General features: G+C 40.8%; 18 protein-coding genes. 10 read left to right on the top strand and 8 right to left on the bottom strand.

All coding sequences use genetic code 11. The annotated features are described in order from the left end of the window. Positions 1-5 precede the first annotated feature (5 nt). From IM797_RS24755 to IM797_RS24740, 4 genes are all read right to left on the bottom strand, one after another. Positions 6-3,092 carry a TonB-dependent receptor gene (locus tag IM797_RS24755; protein ID WP_194129906.1) on the bottom strand — a complete coding sequence of 1,029 codons (3,087 nt, stop codon included), beginning with the start codon at positions 3,090-3,092 and terminating at the stop codon, positions 6-8. Positions 3,093-3,484: 392 nt separating this feature from the next. Then, the gene (locus tag IM797_RS24750; RefSeq protein ID WP_194129905.1) at positions 3,485-4,138 is read right to left on the bottom strand and encodes a YceH family protein; all 654 of its coding nucleotides are present in this window, start codon (positions 4,136-4,138) and stop codon (positions 3,485-3,487) included. Positions 4,139-4,182: 44 nt separating this feature from the next. Beyond that, a complete protein-coding gene (mgrA, locus tag IM797_RS24745) occupies positions 4,183-5,178 on the bottom strand; it encodes an L-glyceraldehyde 3-phosphate reductase (RefSeq protein ID WP_194129904.1) in 996 nt (331 codons plus the stop codon). Between the two features lie 63 nt (positions 5,179-5,241). Beyond that, positions 5,242-5,421, bottom strand: coding sequence for a histone H1 (locus tag IM797_RS24740; protein WP_194129903.1), 180 nt, complete (start codon positions 5,419-5,421; stop codon positions 5,242-5,244). 202 nt (positions 5,422-5,623) lie between these two features. Here IM797_RS24740 and IM797_RS24735 point away from each other — a divergent pair, with 202 nt between their 5' ends. The 4 genes from IM797_RS24735 (at position 5,624) to IM797_RS24720 (ending at position 7,734) form a co-directional block, all read left to right on the top strand. Further along, on the top strand, positions 5,624-6,004 hold the full coding sequence (locus IM797_RS24735; protein WP_194129902.1) for a response regulator transcription factor: 381 nt from the start codon (positions 5,624-5,626) through the stop codon (positions 6,002-6,004). 47 nt (positions 6,005-6,051) lie between these two features. Then, complete coding sequence (locus IM797_RS24730; protein ID WP_228099106.1) at positions 6,052-6,537, top strand: antitoxin Xre/MbcA/ParS toxin-binding domain-containing protein; 486 nt, start codon at positions 6,052-6,054, stop codon at positions 6,535-6,537. A gap of 1 nt (position 6,538) precedes the next feature. After that, positions 6,539-6,988, top strand: a complete 450-nt coding sequence (locus IM797_RS24725; protein WP_194129901.1) for an RES family NAD+ phosphorylase — start codon at positions 6,539-6,541, stop codon at positions 6,986-6,988. A 368-nt stretch (positions 6,989-7,356) separates the two neighbouring features. Beyond that, complete coding sequence (locus IM797_RS24720) at positions 7,357-7,734, top strand: GreA/GreB family elongation factor (RefSeq protein ID WP_194129900.1); 378 nt, start codon at positions 7,357-7,359, stop codon at positions 7,732-7,734. Between the two features lie 43 nt (positions 7,735-7,777). On the opposite strand, the gene IM797_RS24715 is transcribed toward IM797_RS24720, so the two are convergent. After that, the gene (locus IM797_RS24715; RefSeq protein WP_194129899.1) at positions 7,778-8,548 is read right to left on the bottom strand and encodes a queuosine precursor transporter; all 771 of its coding nucleotides are present in this window, start codon (positions 8,546-8,548) and stop codon (positions 7,778-7,780) included. Between the two features lie 68 nt (positions 8,549-8,616). Between IM797_RS24715 and IM797_RS24710 the strand changes: the two genes are divergently transcribed. The 4 genes from IM797_RS24710 to IM797_RS24695 all read left to right on the top strand — a co-directional run bounded on the left by IM797_RS24710 (position 8,617) and on the right by IM797_RS24695 (position 13,408). Then, a complete protein-coding gene (locus IM797_RS24710; RefSeq protein ID WP_194129898.1) occupies positions 8,617-9,762 on the top strand; it encodes a methionine aminotransferase in 1,146 nt (381 codons plus the stop codon). Positions 9,763-9,786: 24 nt separating this feature from the next. Further along, entirely contained in the window at positions 9,787-10,584 is a 798-nt protein-coding gene (locus IM797_RS24705; protein ID WP_194129897.1) for a nitrilase family protein, read from the top strand. Positions 10,585-10,685: 101 nt separating this feature from the next. After that, positions 10,686-12,473: a translation elongation factor 4 gene (gene lepA / locus IM797_RS24700; protein ID WP_194129896.1), complete on the top strand. Its 1,788-nt coding sequence runs from the start codon at positions 10,686-10,688 to the stop codon at positions 12,471-12,473. Between the two features lie 53 nt (positions 12,474-12,526). Beyond that, positions 12,527-13,408 (top strand): bifunctional 5,10-methylenetetrahydrofolate dehydrogenase/5,10-methenyltetrahydrofolate cyclohydrolase, encoded by an 882-nt coding sequence (locus IM797_RS24695; RefSeq protein ID WP_194129895.1) that lies wholly within the window; start codon positions 12,527-12,529, stop codon positions 13,406-13,408. A gap of 7 nt (positions 13,409-13,415) precedes the next feature. Here IM797_RS24695 and IM797_RS24690 read toward each other — a convergent pair whose 3' ends face one another. Continuing rightward, positions 13,416-13,757, bottom strand: a complete 342-nt coding sequence (locus IM797_RS24690; protein ID WP_194129894.1) for a Rieske (2Fe-2S) protein — start codon at positions 13,755-13,757, stop codon at positions 13,416-13,418. A 78-nt stretch (positions 13,758-13,835) separates the two neighbouring features. Here IM797_RS24690 and IM797_RS24685 point away from each other — a divergent pair, with 78 nt between their 5' ends. After that, positions 13,836-14,459 (top strand): 7-carboxy-7-deazaguanine synthase QueE, encoded by a 624-nt coding sequence (locus IM797_RS24685; RefSeq protein ID WP_194129893.1) that lies wholly within the window; start codon positions 13,836-13,838, stop codon positions 14,457-14,459. A gap of 52 nt (positions 14,460-14,511) precedes the next feature. Further along, positions 14,512-16,407: an OmpA family protein gene (locus IM797_RS24680; RefSeq protein ID WP_194129892.1), complete on the top strand. Its 1,896-nt coding sequence runs from the start codon at positions 14,512-14,514 to the stop codon at positions 16,405-16,407. A gap of 13 nt (positions 16,408-16,420) precedes the next feature. Here the strand turns inward: IM797_RS24680 and kdsA are convergent, their stop codons facing one another. Both kdsA and recQ read right to left on the bottom strand, forming a co-directional pair. Next, positions 16,421-17,236 carry a 3-deoxy-8-phosphooctulonate synthase gene (kdsA, locus tag IM797_RS24675; RefSeq protein WP_194129891.1) on the bottom strand — a complete coding sequence of 272 codons (816 nt, stop codon included), beginning with the start codon at positions 17,234-17,236 and terminating at the stop codon, positions 16,421-16,423. 13 nt (positions 17,237-17,249) lie between these two features. Beyond that, positions 17,250-19,439 carry a DNA helicase RecQ gene (gene recQ, locus IM797_RS24670; protein WP_194129890.1) on the bottom strand — a complete coding sequence of 730 codons (2,190 nt, stop codon included), beginning with the start codon at positions 19,437-19,439 and terminating at the stop codon, positions 17,250-17,252. Positions 19,440-19,479: the final 40 nt, after the last annotated feature.

Below are 19,479 nucleotides of genomic sequence, written 5' to 3'. Positions count from 1 at the left end.
AAATTTTAAAGTGTAAGATTTAGGCCAAGCTGAATGGTTCTGGGTTGCGGAGGAGTTCCATAATCGTAGCCCTGGATATTTCCGGTTCCTAAATTTGACTCTGGGTCTGCACCGGTATACCTGGTAAACAACAATAAATTGCTACCTGTGAGATACACTCTTAATTTTTCGATCCTGGCTTTTCTACTGATCGATTTAGGGATGACATAACCCAGGCTGAGTGCTCTTAACCGGAGAAATGAGCCATCCTCAAGGAACCGGCTGTTTTCTTGACGCGAATAATTGGCTGCGGTTAATTTAGGTGTACTGGTTTCTTGCCCGGGTGTTGTCCATCGATCCAGCTGACTGGCTAATAGCACCCGGTTGGCATCCAAAGTACCACCTGTTTCACCCAGCATCCTGTTGTGGTTCCAGATTTGATTTCCATAAGAATAGGTAAAGAACACCCCCAGATCAAATCCCTTGTAGCTTAAGGTGTTGTTGAAACCACCAAAAAATTTAGGCCAGGTATTGCCCACAATCTGTCGGTCTTCAGCCGTAATTTTACCGTCCCCATTGATGTCTTCGAATACAGCATCACCGGTATTTTTGTCTACATACAGCTGTTTATAAACCCAATACGAATAAAGCGGGCTTCCTTGTTGCAGGCGGATCAGATCCCGACCGGCAAAAGGAATATCTGCTGGAATTTTTTCGATCCTGTTGATGTTTTTGGAAATGTTGAAATCCGTTTTCCAGCTAAATTCTCCGTTTTGAATATTAACTGAATTGATGGCGAATTCAAAGCCTTTGTTGCTGATCTCCCCATAATTGGTCAGGTAGGATGCAAATCCGCTGGTGGCTGGTGTAGCTACCTGCAGCAATACATCGCTGGTATATTTGTTGTAATAATTGATTTCAAAAGAAAGGCGGTCTTTAAATAAGCCAACATCAAGTCCGGTGCTAAACTGGGCTGTTTTTTCCCACTTTAAATTTGGATTGGCAATTTGTAATGGCGCAATGCCTGGGCCTTCTGTACTTCCTAATTTATCGGCATATCCGTATCCCCCGTTCCACAAGCCCTGGGAAGCAAAATCATCTATTCCGCTTTGGTTACCCGTAATTCCGTAGCTGATTCTGAATTTCAGGTTGCTGATCTTACTGATATCTTTTAAAAAATCTTCCTGACTGATGCGCCAGGATGCGCCAACGGCAGGAAAATATCCCCACTTATTGTTTTTACCAAATCTGGATGAACCATCTGCCCTGATGGTAAATTCGGCATAATATTTTTTATCGTAATTGTAGTTTAACCGGGAAAAGAAAGACGCCAGGGCACTTTTATTTTGATATTGTGCCGCTGTTTGTGTGGCCGCTGATGAAATTTGGGTATAGGAATTATTTGGAAAATTGGTTCCTGTTGCAGAAACATTTTTAAGCTCAACGCCCTGCAGTGTATTTCCTATTAATGCGCCGATGGCATGTTTACCCAATAATGCATTGTAGGATAACGTTTGTTCGTTGATCAGTGTGGTCGATTGCGTGATACTTTGGGTGCCTTTTCCACCAGACGCCCCCAAAATGGTTCGTGTATCCCAATATTCATTTTCCTCGTAATTGTTGTAATCTATGCCAACACTGGAATGAAACTTTAAGTTTTTAAGGATATCGATGTCCAGATAAGCATTTCCGATGTAGTGATAGCTATTTGACCAGAGGTTAACTGTACTGGTAAGCACGTCAATATTGTCAAAATTCACCCATTTGAGTGGCGTTCCATCTGCAGCAAAAATGGGCAGATAGGTAGGGATATTCAGAGAAGCCTGTAATAGTGTGCCATTACCACCATTCGCAGGTCTTGCCTGGTCTCTGTGGCTTTTAGTTAGCGTATTGCTGGTTCCGATATTAACCTTACTGTTAATCTTCTGATCAAGATTGGCTTTGAAGCTGGCCCGGTCAAAGGACATGGGTTTCCAAATGGACTCCTGATAAGTATAGCCGCCTCCTAAATAATACCTTGTCTTTTCAGAGCCACCCTGAACCGAGAGATCATAATTGCGCAAATCAGCTGTTCTGTTCAGATAACTCATCCGATCGTAAGTCGGTTGATCCTGAGGCAGGCCTCGTCCCGGCACACCGTTAACAAGTTGATCAACTGGTCTGAAAGGCAATGGATTTCCCATATTCTGGTTGTATTCATTGACCAGCTCTGCATGCTGAACACCTGTAGTTGTTTTCCAAACCCGGTCCGCCGGTGCCCAGCCCCGCCCTTCCGAAGAATTGAATTCAATTTTAGATTTGCGTCCATATTCCCCATGTTTTGTAGTCACAATAATTACCCCATTCGCTCCCCTGGATCCATAAATGGCAATGGCGCTGGCATCTTTGAGCACTTCGATACTTTCTATATCGGCTGGATTGATGTCAGCCAAAGGAGATGTTCCCCTGTCCTGGGCAATGTTTTGAAGACTGGCATTATTGATAAATACACCGTCAACAACATACAGAGGATCATTGCTGGCATTGATTGAAGTTGCTCCCCGAACGCGAACGAAAACATCTGAACCTGGTACACCAGTATTGGTATTGATTTGAACGCCTGCTGCCTTTCCCTGAAGCTGGGCGTCAAAGCTGGCTTCAGGAATTGTTTTGGTGCCGGCCAGATCAATTTTTGAAACCGAGCCGACCAGATCTTTACGATCTTGTTTGCCATAGCCCACAATGACAACGTCGTTGAGCTGACTTGAAGTTTCCTTCAATTCTACCAAAACCGGGCTACCATTGGCAACAAGCGATTTCTTTTCATAACCGATATACCTGATTTCTAAAGTATAGGGAAATTTTTGTCCGGTTACAAAGTCGAACTTACCATCCTGATCCGTTTGAACGGTATGTGTTGTACCAACGATGTGTACGCTCGCACCTGGTATGCCTTGCCTTGTGGTTTGATCAACAACCTGGCCCCTAAGGGTTGAATTGATTAAGGGTTGGTTTTGAGCAGACGAAATGATTGGAATGAAGAGCAGCACGGCTACGATATGCCATAGCCGGGCTGCACTTTTAATAAAGGCGATGGTCACAGAAAAGTGCCTCCCCTTTTTAAAATTTTGCATAACTTTAAAAAGTTTTAATTAAAAATTGGTTGATTGAAACTGAGGCTTTCAGTAAGTGATTGGCGTTGCATACTGATTGCCCGAATAAAGGCAGGATCTGATCCTGTCTTTATTCTTTTAATAATAGTTAGGGAATGCGTTATTGCATGGGACAGCAACAACAACGGATGTTGAAAGTCATCTTAATTTGAGCGCTTATTCTGTTTGGCGTGTTGTGGTGTAAACGTCTTTCCATTTGCTTAATTCAAAATAATCTTATGATGCGTTTGTTTGAACAAAGCTAAGTGCATTTTGGTTAAAAACAAATATATTCTACCTATTTAGTAGATTATTATTAAAAAAGCAAAAAAAACACCCTTAAGGTGCTTTAAATAATCATATTTACAATTAAATCAGGTCAATTCTTTCATCAATTGATCAAAAGCAGCTTTTAACTCAGCAAGTTCCTGTTCAACTTTAGTTAGGCGGGACTCCAATTCAGAGGAGGGTTTGCCTGGACTTAGCTCCTCTTGAAACTCTTCTGAAGTCAGGTCCGGAACACCAGCCAGTAAGTGGGTATAACGCGTTTCTTTTTGACCAGCGCGTCTGGGTAATTGCATGACATAAGGCATCTCCGGATCGGCGAGCCTTTCCAATACGGACTGGACTTCATCCAGAGATTCGAACTCATACAATCTTCCGGAATTGGTATTCAGTTCGCCGGGAGTTTGGGGGCCACGTAAGATCAGCAGACAAAGGATGGCTACTTCCTGTGGCGTGACAGGGAACACAATGGCAAAATTGTGTTTATATTTAATACTTCGGCTGGATCCACCTGTAGCAGTAGAGATTAAACCTTTCTTTTTAAGTCGGTCCAGTGTAAGCACCACGGTTTGCTCATCATACTGCACAACTGGTTTTCTGGAAGTTTTTTGGTTACATGCAATGGTTATTGCATTGACAGTCATCGGGTAATACTCTGGAGTGGTTTTTGATTTCTCCATAAGTACACCTAAAATGCGCAGCTCAGTACGATCTAGTATCGGTAAGGTTTGTGAGGATTCCATGCCTAAAGATATAAATCATCAGGTACAAATGAAATATATCTGATTTAAGAATTGGATAAGATCTGGTCGATGTCATTTAATTCCTCAGCACTGAAAGCTGTATTATCCAGACATTTTAAAGAATCAGCCAATTGCTCAGGCTTACTTGCACCTACCAGTACCGAGGTTACACGGTTATCGCGCAAAATCCAGGCTAAAGCCATTTGCGCCAGTTTTTGTCCACGGTTTTCAGCTATGGCATTCAATTTCGTCAATTGTGCCAGTACCTGCGGGGTAATCTGATCCTTTTGTAAAAAGCCATGGGCTTTTGCAGCTCTTGAATCATCAGGGATTCCTTTAAGGTATTTATCCGTTAACAGACCTTGCGCCAATGGAGAGAATGGGATACAACCCACGCCTTGCTGACCTAAGAGATCTAACAACCCGCCTTCTATCCAACGTTCATACATGGAGTATTTTGGTTGGTGAATAATACAGGGTGTTCCTAAATCCTTTAAAATTTGTATGGCACGGGCAGCTTCGGCGGGTTTATAATTGGAAATGCCGACATAAAGTGCTTTACCCTGGCGGACGATCAGATCCAGGGCAGACATGGTTTCTTCTAAAGGTGTTTCAGGATCCGGACGGTGGTGATAAAATATATCAACATAGTCTAGTTTCATTCTTTTCAGACTCTGGTCCAGACTGGACACCAGGTATTTTTTAGAGCCCCAATCTCCATAAGGTCCTGGCCACATCGTATATCCGGCTTTTGAAGAAATGACCATCTCATCTCTATATCCCGAAAAATCTCTTTTTAAGAGGCGGCCGAAGTTTTCCTCAGCAGATCCAGGGGGAGGTCCGTAATTATTTGCCAAATCAAAATGGGTAATCCCACTGTCAAAAGCCAGTTTAAGAATATCGCTGCAATTTTGCAATTGATCTACATGGCCGAAATTATGCCATAAGCCTAGAGAAATGGCAGAAAGCTTCAATCCACTGTTGCCACAACGGCGGTACTGCATTTGACTGTATCTATTTTGATTGGGAATGTAGGACATAATATAAAATAAAAAATACCAGTAAGTGACTAAGCCGCTTACTGGTATTGAAATCGTCTGATCTTATTTAGCAGCGTTTTTTTTCTCTGTAACTTCAGTACGGATGTCTTGAGCTAAAACTTTTAAGTCTTGCATCGCTTTACGTACTCTTGTTCCAGCAGCGCTGTTACCTGCACTATAAAACTTCTCTACATCAGCTTCTACAGAAGCTAACAATTCTTTAACTTGTGAAAATTTTTCCATTTTTTTTGATTTTTCTTTTAGTAAACTTGAAAGCTACACAGGCAGCTTCCATGCTTTGATTCTTAATTCAAGGCCAAATATATATTATTTTGCAAATAAACGTACATAAACTAGCTGCTATTGCACTTTTTATCAACACAATTTGATTTTTATCAAAACCTTTTGATCGCGGACCGGGTTGTTATCCATAGATATTTAAACTATGGCGAAGCTTATACATGTAATTGAGGACGATGATGACATCAGGTTTATTTTAGAGTATATCTTATTGGAGGCCAATTACAATGTGATGCTATTTCCCACGGCAAGTGCTTTTGAAGCAGCCATTATAGCCGATAAACCAGACTTGATTATCTTGGATGTGATGCTGCCTGATGGCAACGGCATAGAAATATGCAGGCGATTGAAAATAAATCCGGAAACTTTTCATATCCCAGTGCTGATTATGTCTGCACATGCAGCGCAACATGCCATTTTGGAAGAAGCCTGCGCAGATGATTTCATCAGTAAGCCTTTTGACCTGGACCATTTCATTGATCGGGTAAATCAAATTTTAAAGCCGGTTGAAGATAAAGGACATTGATTTTGGAAAAATTTCTTTAAATCATGGAAATTTTTCCTATATTTACAATGAAATATAAACAGCACATCATGGCTACTACTCCAAAACCATATAAAACAAAAACAGCAGTTCCTGTCCTTGCCGAAGCTGCATTGATAGCACCCTATCAGTCTTTATACGGCAATGCAATTAGTGTGCTTACCAATTCTAAAAATGGTCTGGCGGCAAAAGCTGCCCTTGATTTTTTAAATCTGTCGGGTTTCAGCAAGGAAGAATTCCAGGATACCTTTAAAACGAATGTAAAAACCATACAAAATTATGTTTCTAGTTCTTCTAAACTGGATGCAGCATTGAGTGAAAAGCTTTTAAAATCATTCTCTTTATTTGATAAAGGCATTTCTATTTTTGGTTCTGCAAAAGTTTTCCACCAATGGTTAAACACGCCTGCTTATGGGTTGGGCAATCAAACTCCTTTTGATCTGATGGATACCATTACAGGTATTTCTTTAATAGAAGAAGAATTGATCAGAATCGAGTACGGAGATCTGGCCTGATATGCTTGTATTTAGAATTGCTTTATCAAAATATGCGAATTCATTGGTTTGTTCGGGCAGGGCTGCACGCTGGAATCCGAATGAAACAGACGTAATTTATACCGCTTGCTCCAGATCCCTGGCTTGTTTGGAAAATGTAGTGCACAGAAACCAGCTTGGTTTAAATCAAGCTTTTAAGGTGATGACCATTGAAATTCCAGACGACATCAGGATCACCAATCTGGACCCGCGAAAACTTCCCGAATCGTGGACAGCATTTCAAAACATGCCCCTAACTCAGGCCATAGGCGCAGATTGGATCAATGACAATAAATCTGCAGTACTTAAAGTGCCTTCAGCCATCATCAATGCCGAGTACAATTACCTGATCAACCCCTTACATGTAGATTTCAAATCGATAAAACTCTTAAAATCTGAGACTTTCATATTCGACCGGAGAATTAAAGTTTAATTTTTCAAAATAGGTCTGAGCGGTGTCAAATCACATCATGCGGGATTAAAAATTAGAATTTCTCTTTGAAATCCAGAAAAAGCTTACGACATTAGCAATAATGGAACAAAGAGGGATATATAAAAAGGTAATGCTGACTTATAATAAAAGTCAATTGCAGGCCTGTACTCTTTTTAAAAGATTCTTCAGAGAAAACTATCCATTAGGATTTACTTTTCAAATCAGCAGTAAAGACTTTATTATCTAAGCCCCGAATCATTTTCAAACCTTCTTCCGATTCAGGGGCCCCCACACCTTCTGATATTTTCACCATTTCATTTTTTTGAAAACTCCGTTTTCAAATCATCTATTATTTAATTCATTTTAACATGGAAACAAAAACACTATCTCTCTCAAAGAGTGATTTCAAACTCTTAAAAGAACATTTAGAGAAATCGAACATGAGCGCTTACAACAAGGAAAAGCTACAAACAGAGCTAAAAGAGGCCACCATTTACAGTGAAGAAGAATTGCCTTCAGATGTGGTTTGCTTAAAATCGGAAGCGCGTATTGCCAATATCAAAACAGGCAAAGAATTCACCTTTAAACTCGTGATGCCGGATGAAGCCAATATTAAAGTGCAAAAGGTATCTGTATTTGCACCCATAGGCATCGCACTTTTTGGCTATAGAACCGGTGATAGCATCAGCTGGGAAATGCCAGATGGTATACAGGAGTTTAAAATTTTAGAAGTAAACAGGCTGTAAAGCTAACATACAAATACATCAATAGGGGCTTTTAACCAGGCCCCTACTCTTTTCCGGCCATTTTGATCAAACGATGCGCCAGGTCTTTGCCCAAATAACCGTCAATGATTCCATGTACGAGATACAATATTGGCGTCATCAAAATGGCAACGACAAATTTATACGTATAATTGACCAGACCGATGGCTGCAACCATTTGCCAGCTCCAATGGTATTGCGGATTTAAATAGAAGGCAATGAAAATGACTACAAAACTATCTATACATTGTGAGATCAAGGTAGATCCGGTTGCCCTAAGCCATAAAGCCTTTTCACCGGTAAATTTTTTAATCTTGTGAAAGATGAGCACATCTGCCATTTGCCCAACCAAAAAGGCGATGATCGATCCGACAATAATCCACATTCCCTGTCCGAATATTCCTGCAAAAGCATCATTCATATTCAAATTTCGACCGTTAATCTCCTGATTTATCCAGAAATCTGAAGGTTTGAGCATCATGGCACCACCAACGATGAAAAAGGCGTAGGCGATCAATATGGCAGTGAGTATCGACAGGTAGCGCACCTGCTTCACACCAAAATATTCATTGATAATATCCGTTAATATAAAGATAAACGGCCAGGTCAGCACCCCGGCAGACATGTGAAAAGACAGGTTTGGTACACCCAAAAGGCTGATGTCAAATTGCCTGATGCCAAGCGTACCTTCTACCGTAAAAATTTTTACACCGATAAACTCTGATAAAATGGCATTAGCAACAAAAAATGCACCTAAAACAAGCAATAAACGGCTCTCCTTAGTTTTAAAACTCATAGCAGGTTGAAATTATTAAATAAATCTGAATAAGCTGATAAAAATATTATTTCTATTTTCGTTGATACATGATAGCTATACAATCTAAACTACCACATACAGGCACAACCATTTTTACAGTGATGTCAAAACTTGCTGAGGAACACCAGGCCATTAACCTTTCGCAGGGATTTCCTGACTATGAATGCGATGAAAAACTTATCGGCTTTGTTTCGGAAGCGATGCGCAAAGGATTTAATCAATATGCACCAATGTCAGGACTTGCAGAATTAAGATCGGTTATTGCAGAAAAAGTAAACCTGCTTTATGGGGCAAATTATCATCCTGAATCGGAGGTTACTGTGACCGCCGGTGGTACGCAAGCCATATTTACTGCGCTAAGCGCTTGCATTCATCCCGGAGACGAGGTGATCATATTTGAACCCGCATACGACTCCTATGCACCTGCAGTAAAGCTACTCGGTGGCCTGGTCAAATCTTACGAGCTTGCCCCTCCCAATTATGATATAGACTGGGAAATGGTCAAAAAGCTATTTACAGTGAAAACCAAAATGATCATTTTAAATAGTCCGCAAAACCCTACCGGCTGCATACTCTCGGAAAAAGACATCAAAGCACTCATTAAACTGACTAAAAATACCGACGTCCTGATTTTAAGCGACGAGGTGTATGAACACATCATTTTTGATGGTCATAAACACCAGAGCGTTGCTTTGTACCCTGAATTATATGAACGGAGTTTCATCGTTGCATCTTTCGGGAAGCTACTGCACACCACCGGATGGAAACTGGGCTATTGCCTGGCACCTGAAAACCTGATGAAAGAATTTAGAAAGGTACATCAATACAATGTATTCAGCGTCAATACCCCGATGCAGATTGGCATTGCCAGATACCTGAAAGATCCGGAGACCTATCAACACCTGTCCTCTTTTTTCCAGCAAAAAAGAGATCTGTTCAGAACACTTATGGCAGAAACAAAATTTAAATTGCTACCTTGTCACGGCTCATATTTTCAATGCGTTAGTTATGAACACATTAATCAGGAAAAAGACACCGATATGGCTGTTAAGCTAATCAAGGAGTATGGAGTGGCCAGCATCCCGGTATCCGCCTTCTATATGAGAAATAACGACCACCATGTATTACGTTTTTGTTTTGCTAAAAAACAAGAAACACTGGAAAAAGCCGTTGAAAGATTAACGAAGTTGTAATTCACCCCTATTCATACCAACACCATGACCAGTTCAGATCATATCAATAATTTAAAAGTGACCATTTTCCAGGCTTACCTGTTCTGGGAAAATATAGATAAAAACTTACAAAACCTTTCACTCCGACTTTCCTTAGGGGTTAAAGAAAAAACAGATTTAATTGTCCTTCCGGAAATGTTCAATACCGGTTTCAGCATGAATGCTGCTGAACTTGCAGAAGACATGAACGGGAAAACGATGCAATGGATGGTTAAAACGGCCAGCAACTATGATTGTGTGGTGACCGGCAGTCTCATCATCAGGGAAAACGGAAAATATTATAACCGCCTGATCTGGATGTTACCCAGTGGAGCATTCAGTTATTACGATAAACGGCATTTATTTGGCTTAGGAGAAGAAGATAAGACGTATACAGCTGGTGAGGAGAAGGTGATTGTGGAACTTAAAGGATGGAAAATAAGGCTGGCCATTTGTTATGACCTTCGATTTCCGGTATGGTTGCGCAATCAAAACCTGGAATACGACATCTTATTGCTCATTGCCAGCTGGCCCGATAAGCGCTCGGCACATTGGAAAGCCTTAATTCCGGCGAGGGCCATTGAGAACCAAAGTTACGTAATTGCGGCAAATCGTGTTGGCCATGATGGAAAAGAGGTATACCATAGCGGACATTCGATGTGCATAGATCCAATGGGAAAAACCGTATATTATAAGCCCGAGGATGAAGACCTGTACACCTTCAGCATTGGATATGAAGAACTTGTCAAAACCAGGACTGCCTTTCCCTTTCTGAAAGACGCTGATAATTTTAACATTTTATAAAACAAGAACTTAACTGGTTTAGGTTTATAAAAGAGGTGCAAATTTGAATTAGAAAAATTACGACAAAATAATCGAGTCAAAATCCTATATTTGCGCCACTGATGAAGCACATACGTAATTTTTGCATAATTGCACATATTGATCACGGTAAAAGCACTTTAGCTGACCGTTTATTAGAATACACAAAAACCATTAGCCAGCGCGAGTCTCAGGCTCAGCTACTGGACAATATGGATTTGGAGCGTGAACGTGGGATAACCATAAAAAGTCACGCCATACAAATGAATTATAAGGTTGGTGATATAGAATACAATTTCAACCTGATCGATACACCGGGACACGTAGATTTTTCTTACGAAGTATCCCGCTCCATTGCCGCTTGTGAAGGTGCGCTACTGATTGTGGATGCCTCGCAAGGAATTCAGGCACAAACCATTTCTAACCTGTACCTGGCTTTAGAGCACGACCTGGAGATTATCCCCATTTTAAATAAAATGGATCTACCGGGCGCTATGCCTGAAGAGGTAAAAGACCAGATTATTGATTTAATTGGTTGTAAACGTGAAGACATCATTCCTGCTTCGGGTAAAACCGGATTGGGTATTCCAGAGATCATTCAGGCTATTGTAGACCGCGTTCCAGCTCCGGTTGGGAATCCGGATGCACCATTGCAGGCTTTAATCTTTGATTCTGTTTTTAATCCATTCAGAGGTATTATCGCTTATTATAAAGTTGTAAACGGAGAGATTAAAAAAGGTGATAAAGTAAAATTCATCAATACAGGTAAACAATATCTAGCTGATGAGGTGGGAATTCTGAAACTGGATATGGCACCCCGACCGATTGTGAAAACCGGTGATGTGGGTTATATCATTTCTGGTATTAAAGAGGCCCGTGAAGTAAAAGTTGGTGATACGATTACTACTGTTGACAGACCTTCATTGGATTCTATCCAGGGTTTTGAAGAAGTAAAACCAATGGTTTTTGCAGGAATATATCCGGTAGATACGGATGAATTTGAGGAATTACGAGAGGCCATGCACAAATTGCAACTGAACGATGCCTCTATTGTTTTTGAACCTGAAAGTTCTGCAGCTTTAGGCTTTGGTTTCCGTTGCGGATTCCTGGGTATGTTGCACATGGAGATCATCCAGGAACGTCTGGAGCGCGAATTCAACATGACCGTGATCACCACTGTTCCCAACGTATCTTATATTGCACGCACAACAAGGGGCGTTGAAGTGATTGTCAACAATCCATCTGATTTGCCTGACCCAAGTAAACTGGATTCGGTAGAAGAGCCTTATATCAAAGCGAACATCATTACCAAGGCAGAATTTGTTGGGCCTGTCATGTCACTTTGTATCCAAAAAAGAGGAATCATTGTGAACCAATCGTACCTGACTTCAGATCGCGTAGAGCTTGTTTTTGAAATGCCTATGGGAGAAATTGTTTTTGATTTTTACGATAAACTCAAAACGATCTCTAAAGGTTATGCTTCATTTGATTATCATCAGGTTGGTTATCGTAAATCAGACCTGGTTAGACTTGACATGTTGTTAAACGAAGAACCTGTAGATGCTTTGTCTTCATTGATCCACCGCAGCAATGCTTATGACTTTGGAAAGAAAATCTGTGAGAAATTAAGAGAGCTCATTCCGCGTCAGCAATTTGAGATTAAAATACAGGCCTCTATTGGTGCAAAAGTTATTGCCCGTGAAACGCTGAGTGCTTTACGTAAAGATGTTACGGCCAAATGTTACGGTGGTGATATTTCACGTAAACGTAAATTGCTTGAAAAACAAAAACAAGGAAAGAAACGTATGCGCCAGGTTGGAAACGTAGAAATACCGCAAACCGCATTTATGGCTGTACTTAAACTGGATTAAGCATCGGCTTTCAATTTCACCTAAATTTTTAACCAAAACAAGAAGATCATTACATGCAATTACTTGACGGAAAATTCGCATCAGAAAAAATAAAACAGGAAATAGCAGCAGAAGCAGCCGCTTTTTTAGCAGATAGTGGAAGAAAGCCACATTTAATTGCAATTTTAGTGGGTAATGATGGCGGTAGCGAAACTTATGTAGCCAGCAAAATGAAAAACTGCGAGAAAGTAGGTTTTCAATCTTCATTAATTCGTTATGATGAAACGGTTACAGAGGCAGAGTTACTGCAAAAGATTGAAGAAATTAATCAGGACCAGGGCGTAGACGGACTTATTGTACAGCTGCCCCTACCTAAACATATCGATCCGGAGAAAGTAACAGAAACTATTGATTACCGTAAAGATGTAGATGGCTTCCATCCGGTTAACCTCGGTAGAATGATGCGCAACCTGCCGTGCTTTATTCCGGCAACGCCTTATGGTATCCTGCTGATGTTACAGGCTTATCAAATTGATACGGTAGGAAAACATTGTGTAGTTGTTGGCAGAAGTAATATTGTAGGAAGTCCGATGAGCATTTTAATGGCCCGGAATGCCAATCCAGGTAACTGCACGGTAACGCTGACCCACAGCAGAACGGCCAATCTTAAAGAGATGGTGTTACAAGGTGATATCATTGTTGCTGCTATTGGCAAAAAGAACTTTGTCACTGCTGACATGGTTAAACCTGGTGCCATCATCATTGACGTAGGCATCAACAGAGAAACTTCAACCGAGACCAAATCGGGTTATAAATTATATGGTGATGTTGATTTTGAAAATGTTGCCCCTAAAGCTTCCTGGATTACACCCGTACCCGGAGGCGTTGGTTTAATGACCATTGTTGGCTTGCTCAAAAACACATTGGCTTCCGCCAAAAAAGAGATTTACGGTTAATTCGGATTTATCTTTTAAATAAGCGCTTTAACCAGCGCTCTTTAAATCCAATATATAGCCCATCGGGTCTGACATCCAGGGGATAAGTGTCGATATAATCGCCTTGTCCCTCTGCTCCTCTCCCTGTTTTTAAGTTGTACTCCCAGCGATGGATCGGGCAGATCAAGTATCCATTTCTACAGGTTCCCCCGCTCAATATCCCGCCTGCATGCGGACAAGTGTTTTGAACGGCAAAAATTTCTGCCTGGTGCCTGAGCAAACAAAGTTTCTTTCCATTAATGCTAACTTGCTGTATGAAATCACCCTCGGGAATGTTGACATCCAACTTATGCCATATTAAATTATTCATTTATCAGTCATATCTCGGCCTTAAGATACATATAATCTGATTTTAAGCAGATATTTATTTACCTTTGCGCCTCATAATATGGCACATCAAATACCAGCAGACGGCACATTACTTCCTTTAATGGAAGAATTTTACACCATACAAGGCGAAGGATTCAATACAGGAAAAGCGGCATACTTCATTCGTTTGGGTGGTTGCGATGTGGGCTGTCATTGGTGCGATGTTAAAGAAAGCTGGGACGCTGAACTGCATCCGCTGACTTTATCGGATGATATCGCGGACAAAGCAGATACTTTCCCCGGAAAGGCTGTGGTCATCACAGGCGGTGAGCCCCTGATCTATAACCTGGATTATTTAACACAAAAATTGCAGGACAAAGGTATACTGACCTTTATTGAAACCTCTGGTGCTTACCCACTTTCAGGAAAATGGGATTGGATTTGTTTGTCCCCGAAAAAATTCAAAGCACCGCGCCCGGACATCACTCCTTTCGCCAATGAGCTGAAAGTGATTGTTTTTAATAAAAGTGACTTTGAATGGGCTGAGAAATATGCAGAGACCGTTTCTGAAACCTGCAAGCTTTATCTGCAGCCGGAGTGGTCAAAGTCTAAAGAAATTACCCCCCTCATTATTGACTATGTGATGGCCAATCCAAAATGGGAGATTTCTTTGCAAACGCATAAGTTTTTGAATATACCTTAGGTTTAAGCTTTCTTTTTTTGCTACATTTAAGCCAACCTTAAAAGCAGCATTGATGAAGAACACATTGGTCTTACTGTTATTATGTGTCATAATTAATGGCGTATACGCACAAAGTTCTACTGTAAAAAAGGCCCAGGTTCATTTTGATCAAGCACAGCTTCAACTCAAATCAGACCATTATGATCTGGCCATTGCCAGTCTGAATGAAGCGGTGAAACAGGATCCAAATTTTCAATTCGCCTATATACAACTCGCTGACCTGCAAAGAAGAACCAAAGCATTTGAACTGGCTAAATCCAATTATGCAAAAGCGATAGCCCTGGGAGGAACAATTGATCCGCGCAGCTATTATGGTTTTGCCGAGTCTGAGATTTATACAGGGGATTATGTCAATGCACGGAAACACATCAGCCTTTTCATTTCAGAATATAAAGGCAAAGATGCTGACTTCCTCAACCGGGCAAAAAAGTACCTCAGGGACTGTGAATTTTCAATCGAAGCCATCAAATCCCCGGTAAAATATGAGCCTCAAAACATGGGTCCTAAAATCAATTCCAATTACAGGGATTATTTCCCATCCATTACCGCCGATCAGGAACAACTAATTTTTAGCAGAAACCTGGATGGAAATGAAGATTTTTTCATTTCGAAAAAAGATAAAGGGGAATGGACTATTCCTGTTCCGCTAAGCGCTAAAATCAACACATCAAATTACAATGAAGGTGCGCAATCTCTGTCACCGGATGGAAAGTATTTGTTCTTTACAGGCTGTAACCGTCCCGATGGCCTGGGCAGATGCGATATTTATGTGAGCCACCAGGATGGTAAGGACTGGTCCGAACCATTTAATCTGGGTGCTCCAGTCAATTCCATATACTGGGATTCCCAACCTGCCATCAGTCCGGATGGTACCACCTTATATTTTGTCAGTAACCGTCCAGGGGGCATCGGTGGCTACGATCTATGGAAAAGTCATTTGAAAGATGATGGTTACTGGACCGAACCGGAAAACCTGGGACCGGAAATTAATACGGCGTATGATGAAAATACGCCTTTTATTCATCCCGATGGAAAAACCCTTTACTTTTCTTCTGACGGTTGGCCCGGCCTGGGCAATAAAGATATCTTCATGAGTCGCATGGACCAACATGGTAAATGGACTAAGCCTCAAAATCTAGGTTATCCCATCAATACTTTCAATGAGGAAACGGGTTTGATTGTAACCACAGATGGAAAAAAAGGTATATTTTCATCCAATTTAAACGGCGGTTATGGAGACATGGATATTTACGAATTCAATATGCCTGAAACCAGCCGTCCGCAATCGGTAACCTATGTAAAAGGCATTGTAAAAGACAAAAAAACAGGGGCTTTTTTAGAAGCACAGGTACAAGTGCTGGATTTAAAATCTGGTCAAAACGTATTTAAGGATTATACTGCCAGGGAAAATGGTGAGTTTTTAGCTGTGATGCCGGTTGGCAGTGACTATGCTTTTAATGCCAGTGCAGCGGGTTACGCTTTCTATTCGGAGCATTATGAACTGAATCAGGCAGGAACTGCTGCACCTTTTCAAATTGAGATTGCGCTTGAAAAGCTGGTATTGGGACAACAGGTGATCATGAAAAACATATTTTTCAATACCAATGAATACACCTTGTTGCCAAGTTCTTTATCGGAAATTGAAACATTAACGAACTTACTAAACAGCAATAAAAATATTCATATTGAAATTCAAGGTCATACCGACAATACGGGTTCAAATACTACGAATCAAAAGCTTTCTATTGATCGGGCCAAAGCAGTTTACGACCGTTTAATTTCAAATGGTATTGCTACCGAAAGACTCAGTTATAAAGGTTATGGGCAAACACAGCCTGTTACGGCAAACGATACCGAAGAACACAGAAAACTGAATCGGAGAACTTCTTTCCTAGTGACCAGTCTTTAAATAAGAAAAGCGGTTAAATAACCGCTTTTCTTATTCTAATCAATTTAACGAGTAAGTCTTCCAGCAAATCCAGATGCAACATATTCGCACCATCAGATTTTGCATTTGCAGGATCAGGATGCGTTTCAATAAATAGTCCATCAGCGCCAACGGCAATAGCTGCCTTAGCGATGGTTTCTATCAATTCAGGCTTCCCTCCTGTAACTCCGGAGTTCTGATTTGGCTGTTGCAGTGAATGTGTACAATCCATTACTACAGGAACACCAAAACTTTGCATTTCAGGTAAACCCCTGTAATCTACGATCAGGTCCTGGTAACCAAAAGTATTTCCCCGGTCTGTCAACACCACTTTATTGTTGCCCGATTCTATAATTTTCTCTACCGCAAACTTCATGGAACCCGCGGATAAAAATTGTCCTTTTTTAACGTTTACAACTTTATTTGTTTTTGCCGCAGCGATGAGCAAATCTGTTTGTCTGCATAAAAATGCCGGTATCTGCAAAACATCTACATAAGCTGCAGCCATGGCAGCTTCAGCACTTTCGTGAATATCAGTCACGGTTGGCACGCCAAACTCCTTACCTACTTTTTCCAGTATTTTTAAAGCCTTCTCATCTCCGATTCCAGTGAAGGAACTACCTTTTGAGCGATTTGCTTTACGGTAAGAGCCTTTAAAAATATAAGGTATTTCTAATTTATCAGTGATTTTAACTATTTTTTCGGCTATTCTAAGTGCGATTTCCTCGCCTTCAATGGCGCAAGGTCCGGCCATTAAAAAGAAATTGCCCGACTGCTGGTGTTTAAGTTGTTCCAGATGTAAATTAATCATTCTTGATTTTCTGTTAATTGCCTAATTCAGACATAAATTTAATACGCATCAATTGAATCTCTTCTCTTGAATAATCTGTTTCGCCCAATTCCCTAAGCGCTTCATCTATTGAGTCATTTTCTGCAGACTGGAAGTAATCGAATACTTCATCCTGGCGGTCTTCGTCAATCACCTCGTCCACAAAATAACTTAAATTGAGCTTCGTACCCGAATTTACAATGGCTTCAATTTCTTTAAGTATATCGTCGTAGGTAATCCCTTTTGAACGGGCAATATCTTCCAGACCAATCTTACGATCAATATTTTGAATGATGGAAACCTTTAACTGTGACTTATTTGCCTGTGTTTTGATGATCAGATCGATCGGACGTTCCACATCATTGTCTTCGACGTACTTTTTGATCAATTCTAAGAACGGTGCACCAAATTTCAATGCTTTTCCATTACCAACGCCGGAGATCTGTTTCAATTCATCCATGGCAATCGGATAATGCGTACACATTTCTTCCAGTGAAGGATCTTGAAACACCACAAATGGCGGAACATTTTTTTGCTTGGCTATTTTCTTACGCAGGTCTTTTAACAATTGTAATAACTGTGTATCCAATGTACCGGAGCCGTGTTTTACATCATCTTCATCATCATCCGCTGCGTTTTCTATCGGTTCGTTCAGAATAAACTTCAGGCCATATGGATTTTCGATGAAATCGCGGCCAGAATTTGTCAGTCTGAGTAAACCATAATTGTCTATATCCTTAGAAAGGAAATTATTCAATACGGCTTGTCTGACCAGGGATTTCCAGTAATTTTCACCTTCAACTGCCCCAATACCAAATTCAGCCAGCTTACTATGCTCATAAGCGATTGTTTGCGCAGTTTCCAGTCCCATAACCACATTGATGATGTGGGTATCGTCAAACTTCTCACCAATGTTTTTAATCAATTTTAACAGCACCAGCAGCGATTCCTCAGCTTCAAAATGTTTTTTAGGCTTTTTGCAATTGTCGCACATGCAGTTACATCCCGTTTCATTGAAGTTCTCACCAAAATAGTGTAAGATCTGTTTCCTCCGGCATACGCCAGATTCTGCATAATCAATTACTTCTTTTAAAATCTGGGTGCCAATCTCGCGTTCAGAAACTGGCTTGTCCTTCATGAATTTAGCCAGCTTATCTACGTCTTTTTGCGCATAAAATGCAATACAAACTCCTTCACCACCATCTCTTCCGGCACGTCCGGTTTCCTGATAATAGCCTTCCATACTTTTCGGAATGTCGTGGTGGATGACGAAACGTACATCCGGTTTGTCGATTCCCATTCCGAAAGCAATAGTAGCCACAATCACTTCTACATCTTCCATCAGGAACTTATCTTGTGTGTCAGCCCGTACTTTTGGTTCCAGGCCAGCGTGATATGGCAATGCTTTTATACCGTTCAGGTTCAAAGATTCAGCTACTTCCTCTACCTTTTTACGGCTTAAGCAATAAATGATTCCTGACTTACCAGTATTGTATTTAATGTATCGGATGATTTCTTTCAGTACATCACGCTTAGGTCTGATTTCATAAAACAGGTTTGGCCTGTTAAATGAAGACTTAAACAAGGTGGCGTCAGACATCTGGAGGTTTTTGATGATGTCCTGCTGCACTTTAGGTGTAGCGGTTGCGGTTAAAGCAATAATTGGAATACCCTCACCAAGACCAGTAATGACCTGTCTGATCTTACGGTATTCCGGCCGGAAGTCATGTCCCCATTCAGAGATACAATGCGCTTCATCAACCGCAACAAAAGAAATCTTGATCAATTTTAGAAAATCGATATTGTCCTGTTTGGAAAGTGATTCAGGCGCAACATACAATAACTTGGTTTGTCCGCTCAACAAATCGCTCTTCACCTGCGTGATCTCCGTCTTATTTAAAGACGAGTTTAAAAAATGTGCGATACTATCGCTACCGCCAAAAGCCCTCAGCTGATCGACCTGATTTTTCATCAGCGCGATTAACGGAGAAATAACGATTGCGGTACCCTCATTCATCAATGCGGGCAATTGGTAACATATGGATTTTCCACCACCGGTAGGCATAATTACAAACGTGTTCTTTTTTTCCAGAACATTGGTTATAATCGATTCCTGATCACCCTTAAAATTGTCAAAACCAAAAAAGGTTTGTAAGTTGTCAAACAACGACTTTTTCACATCCATTTCGTGTATAAAATATTCAGTGCTATATTTACTTCAAAAT

This window comes from Pedobacter sp. MC2016-24 (genome assembly GCF_015223055.1).
Lineage (GTDB): Bacteria > Bacteroidota > Bacteroidia > Sphingobacteriales > Sphingobacteriaceae > Pedobacter.
Note: the sequence above shows the minus strand (reverse complement) of the source record. Positions and strands in the feature narration are given on the sequence as shown.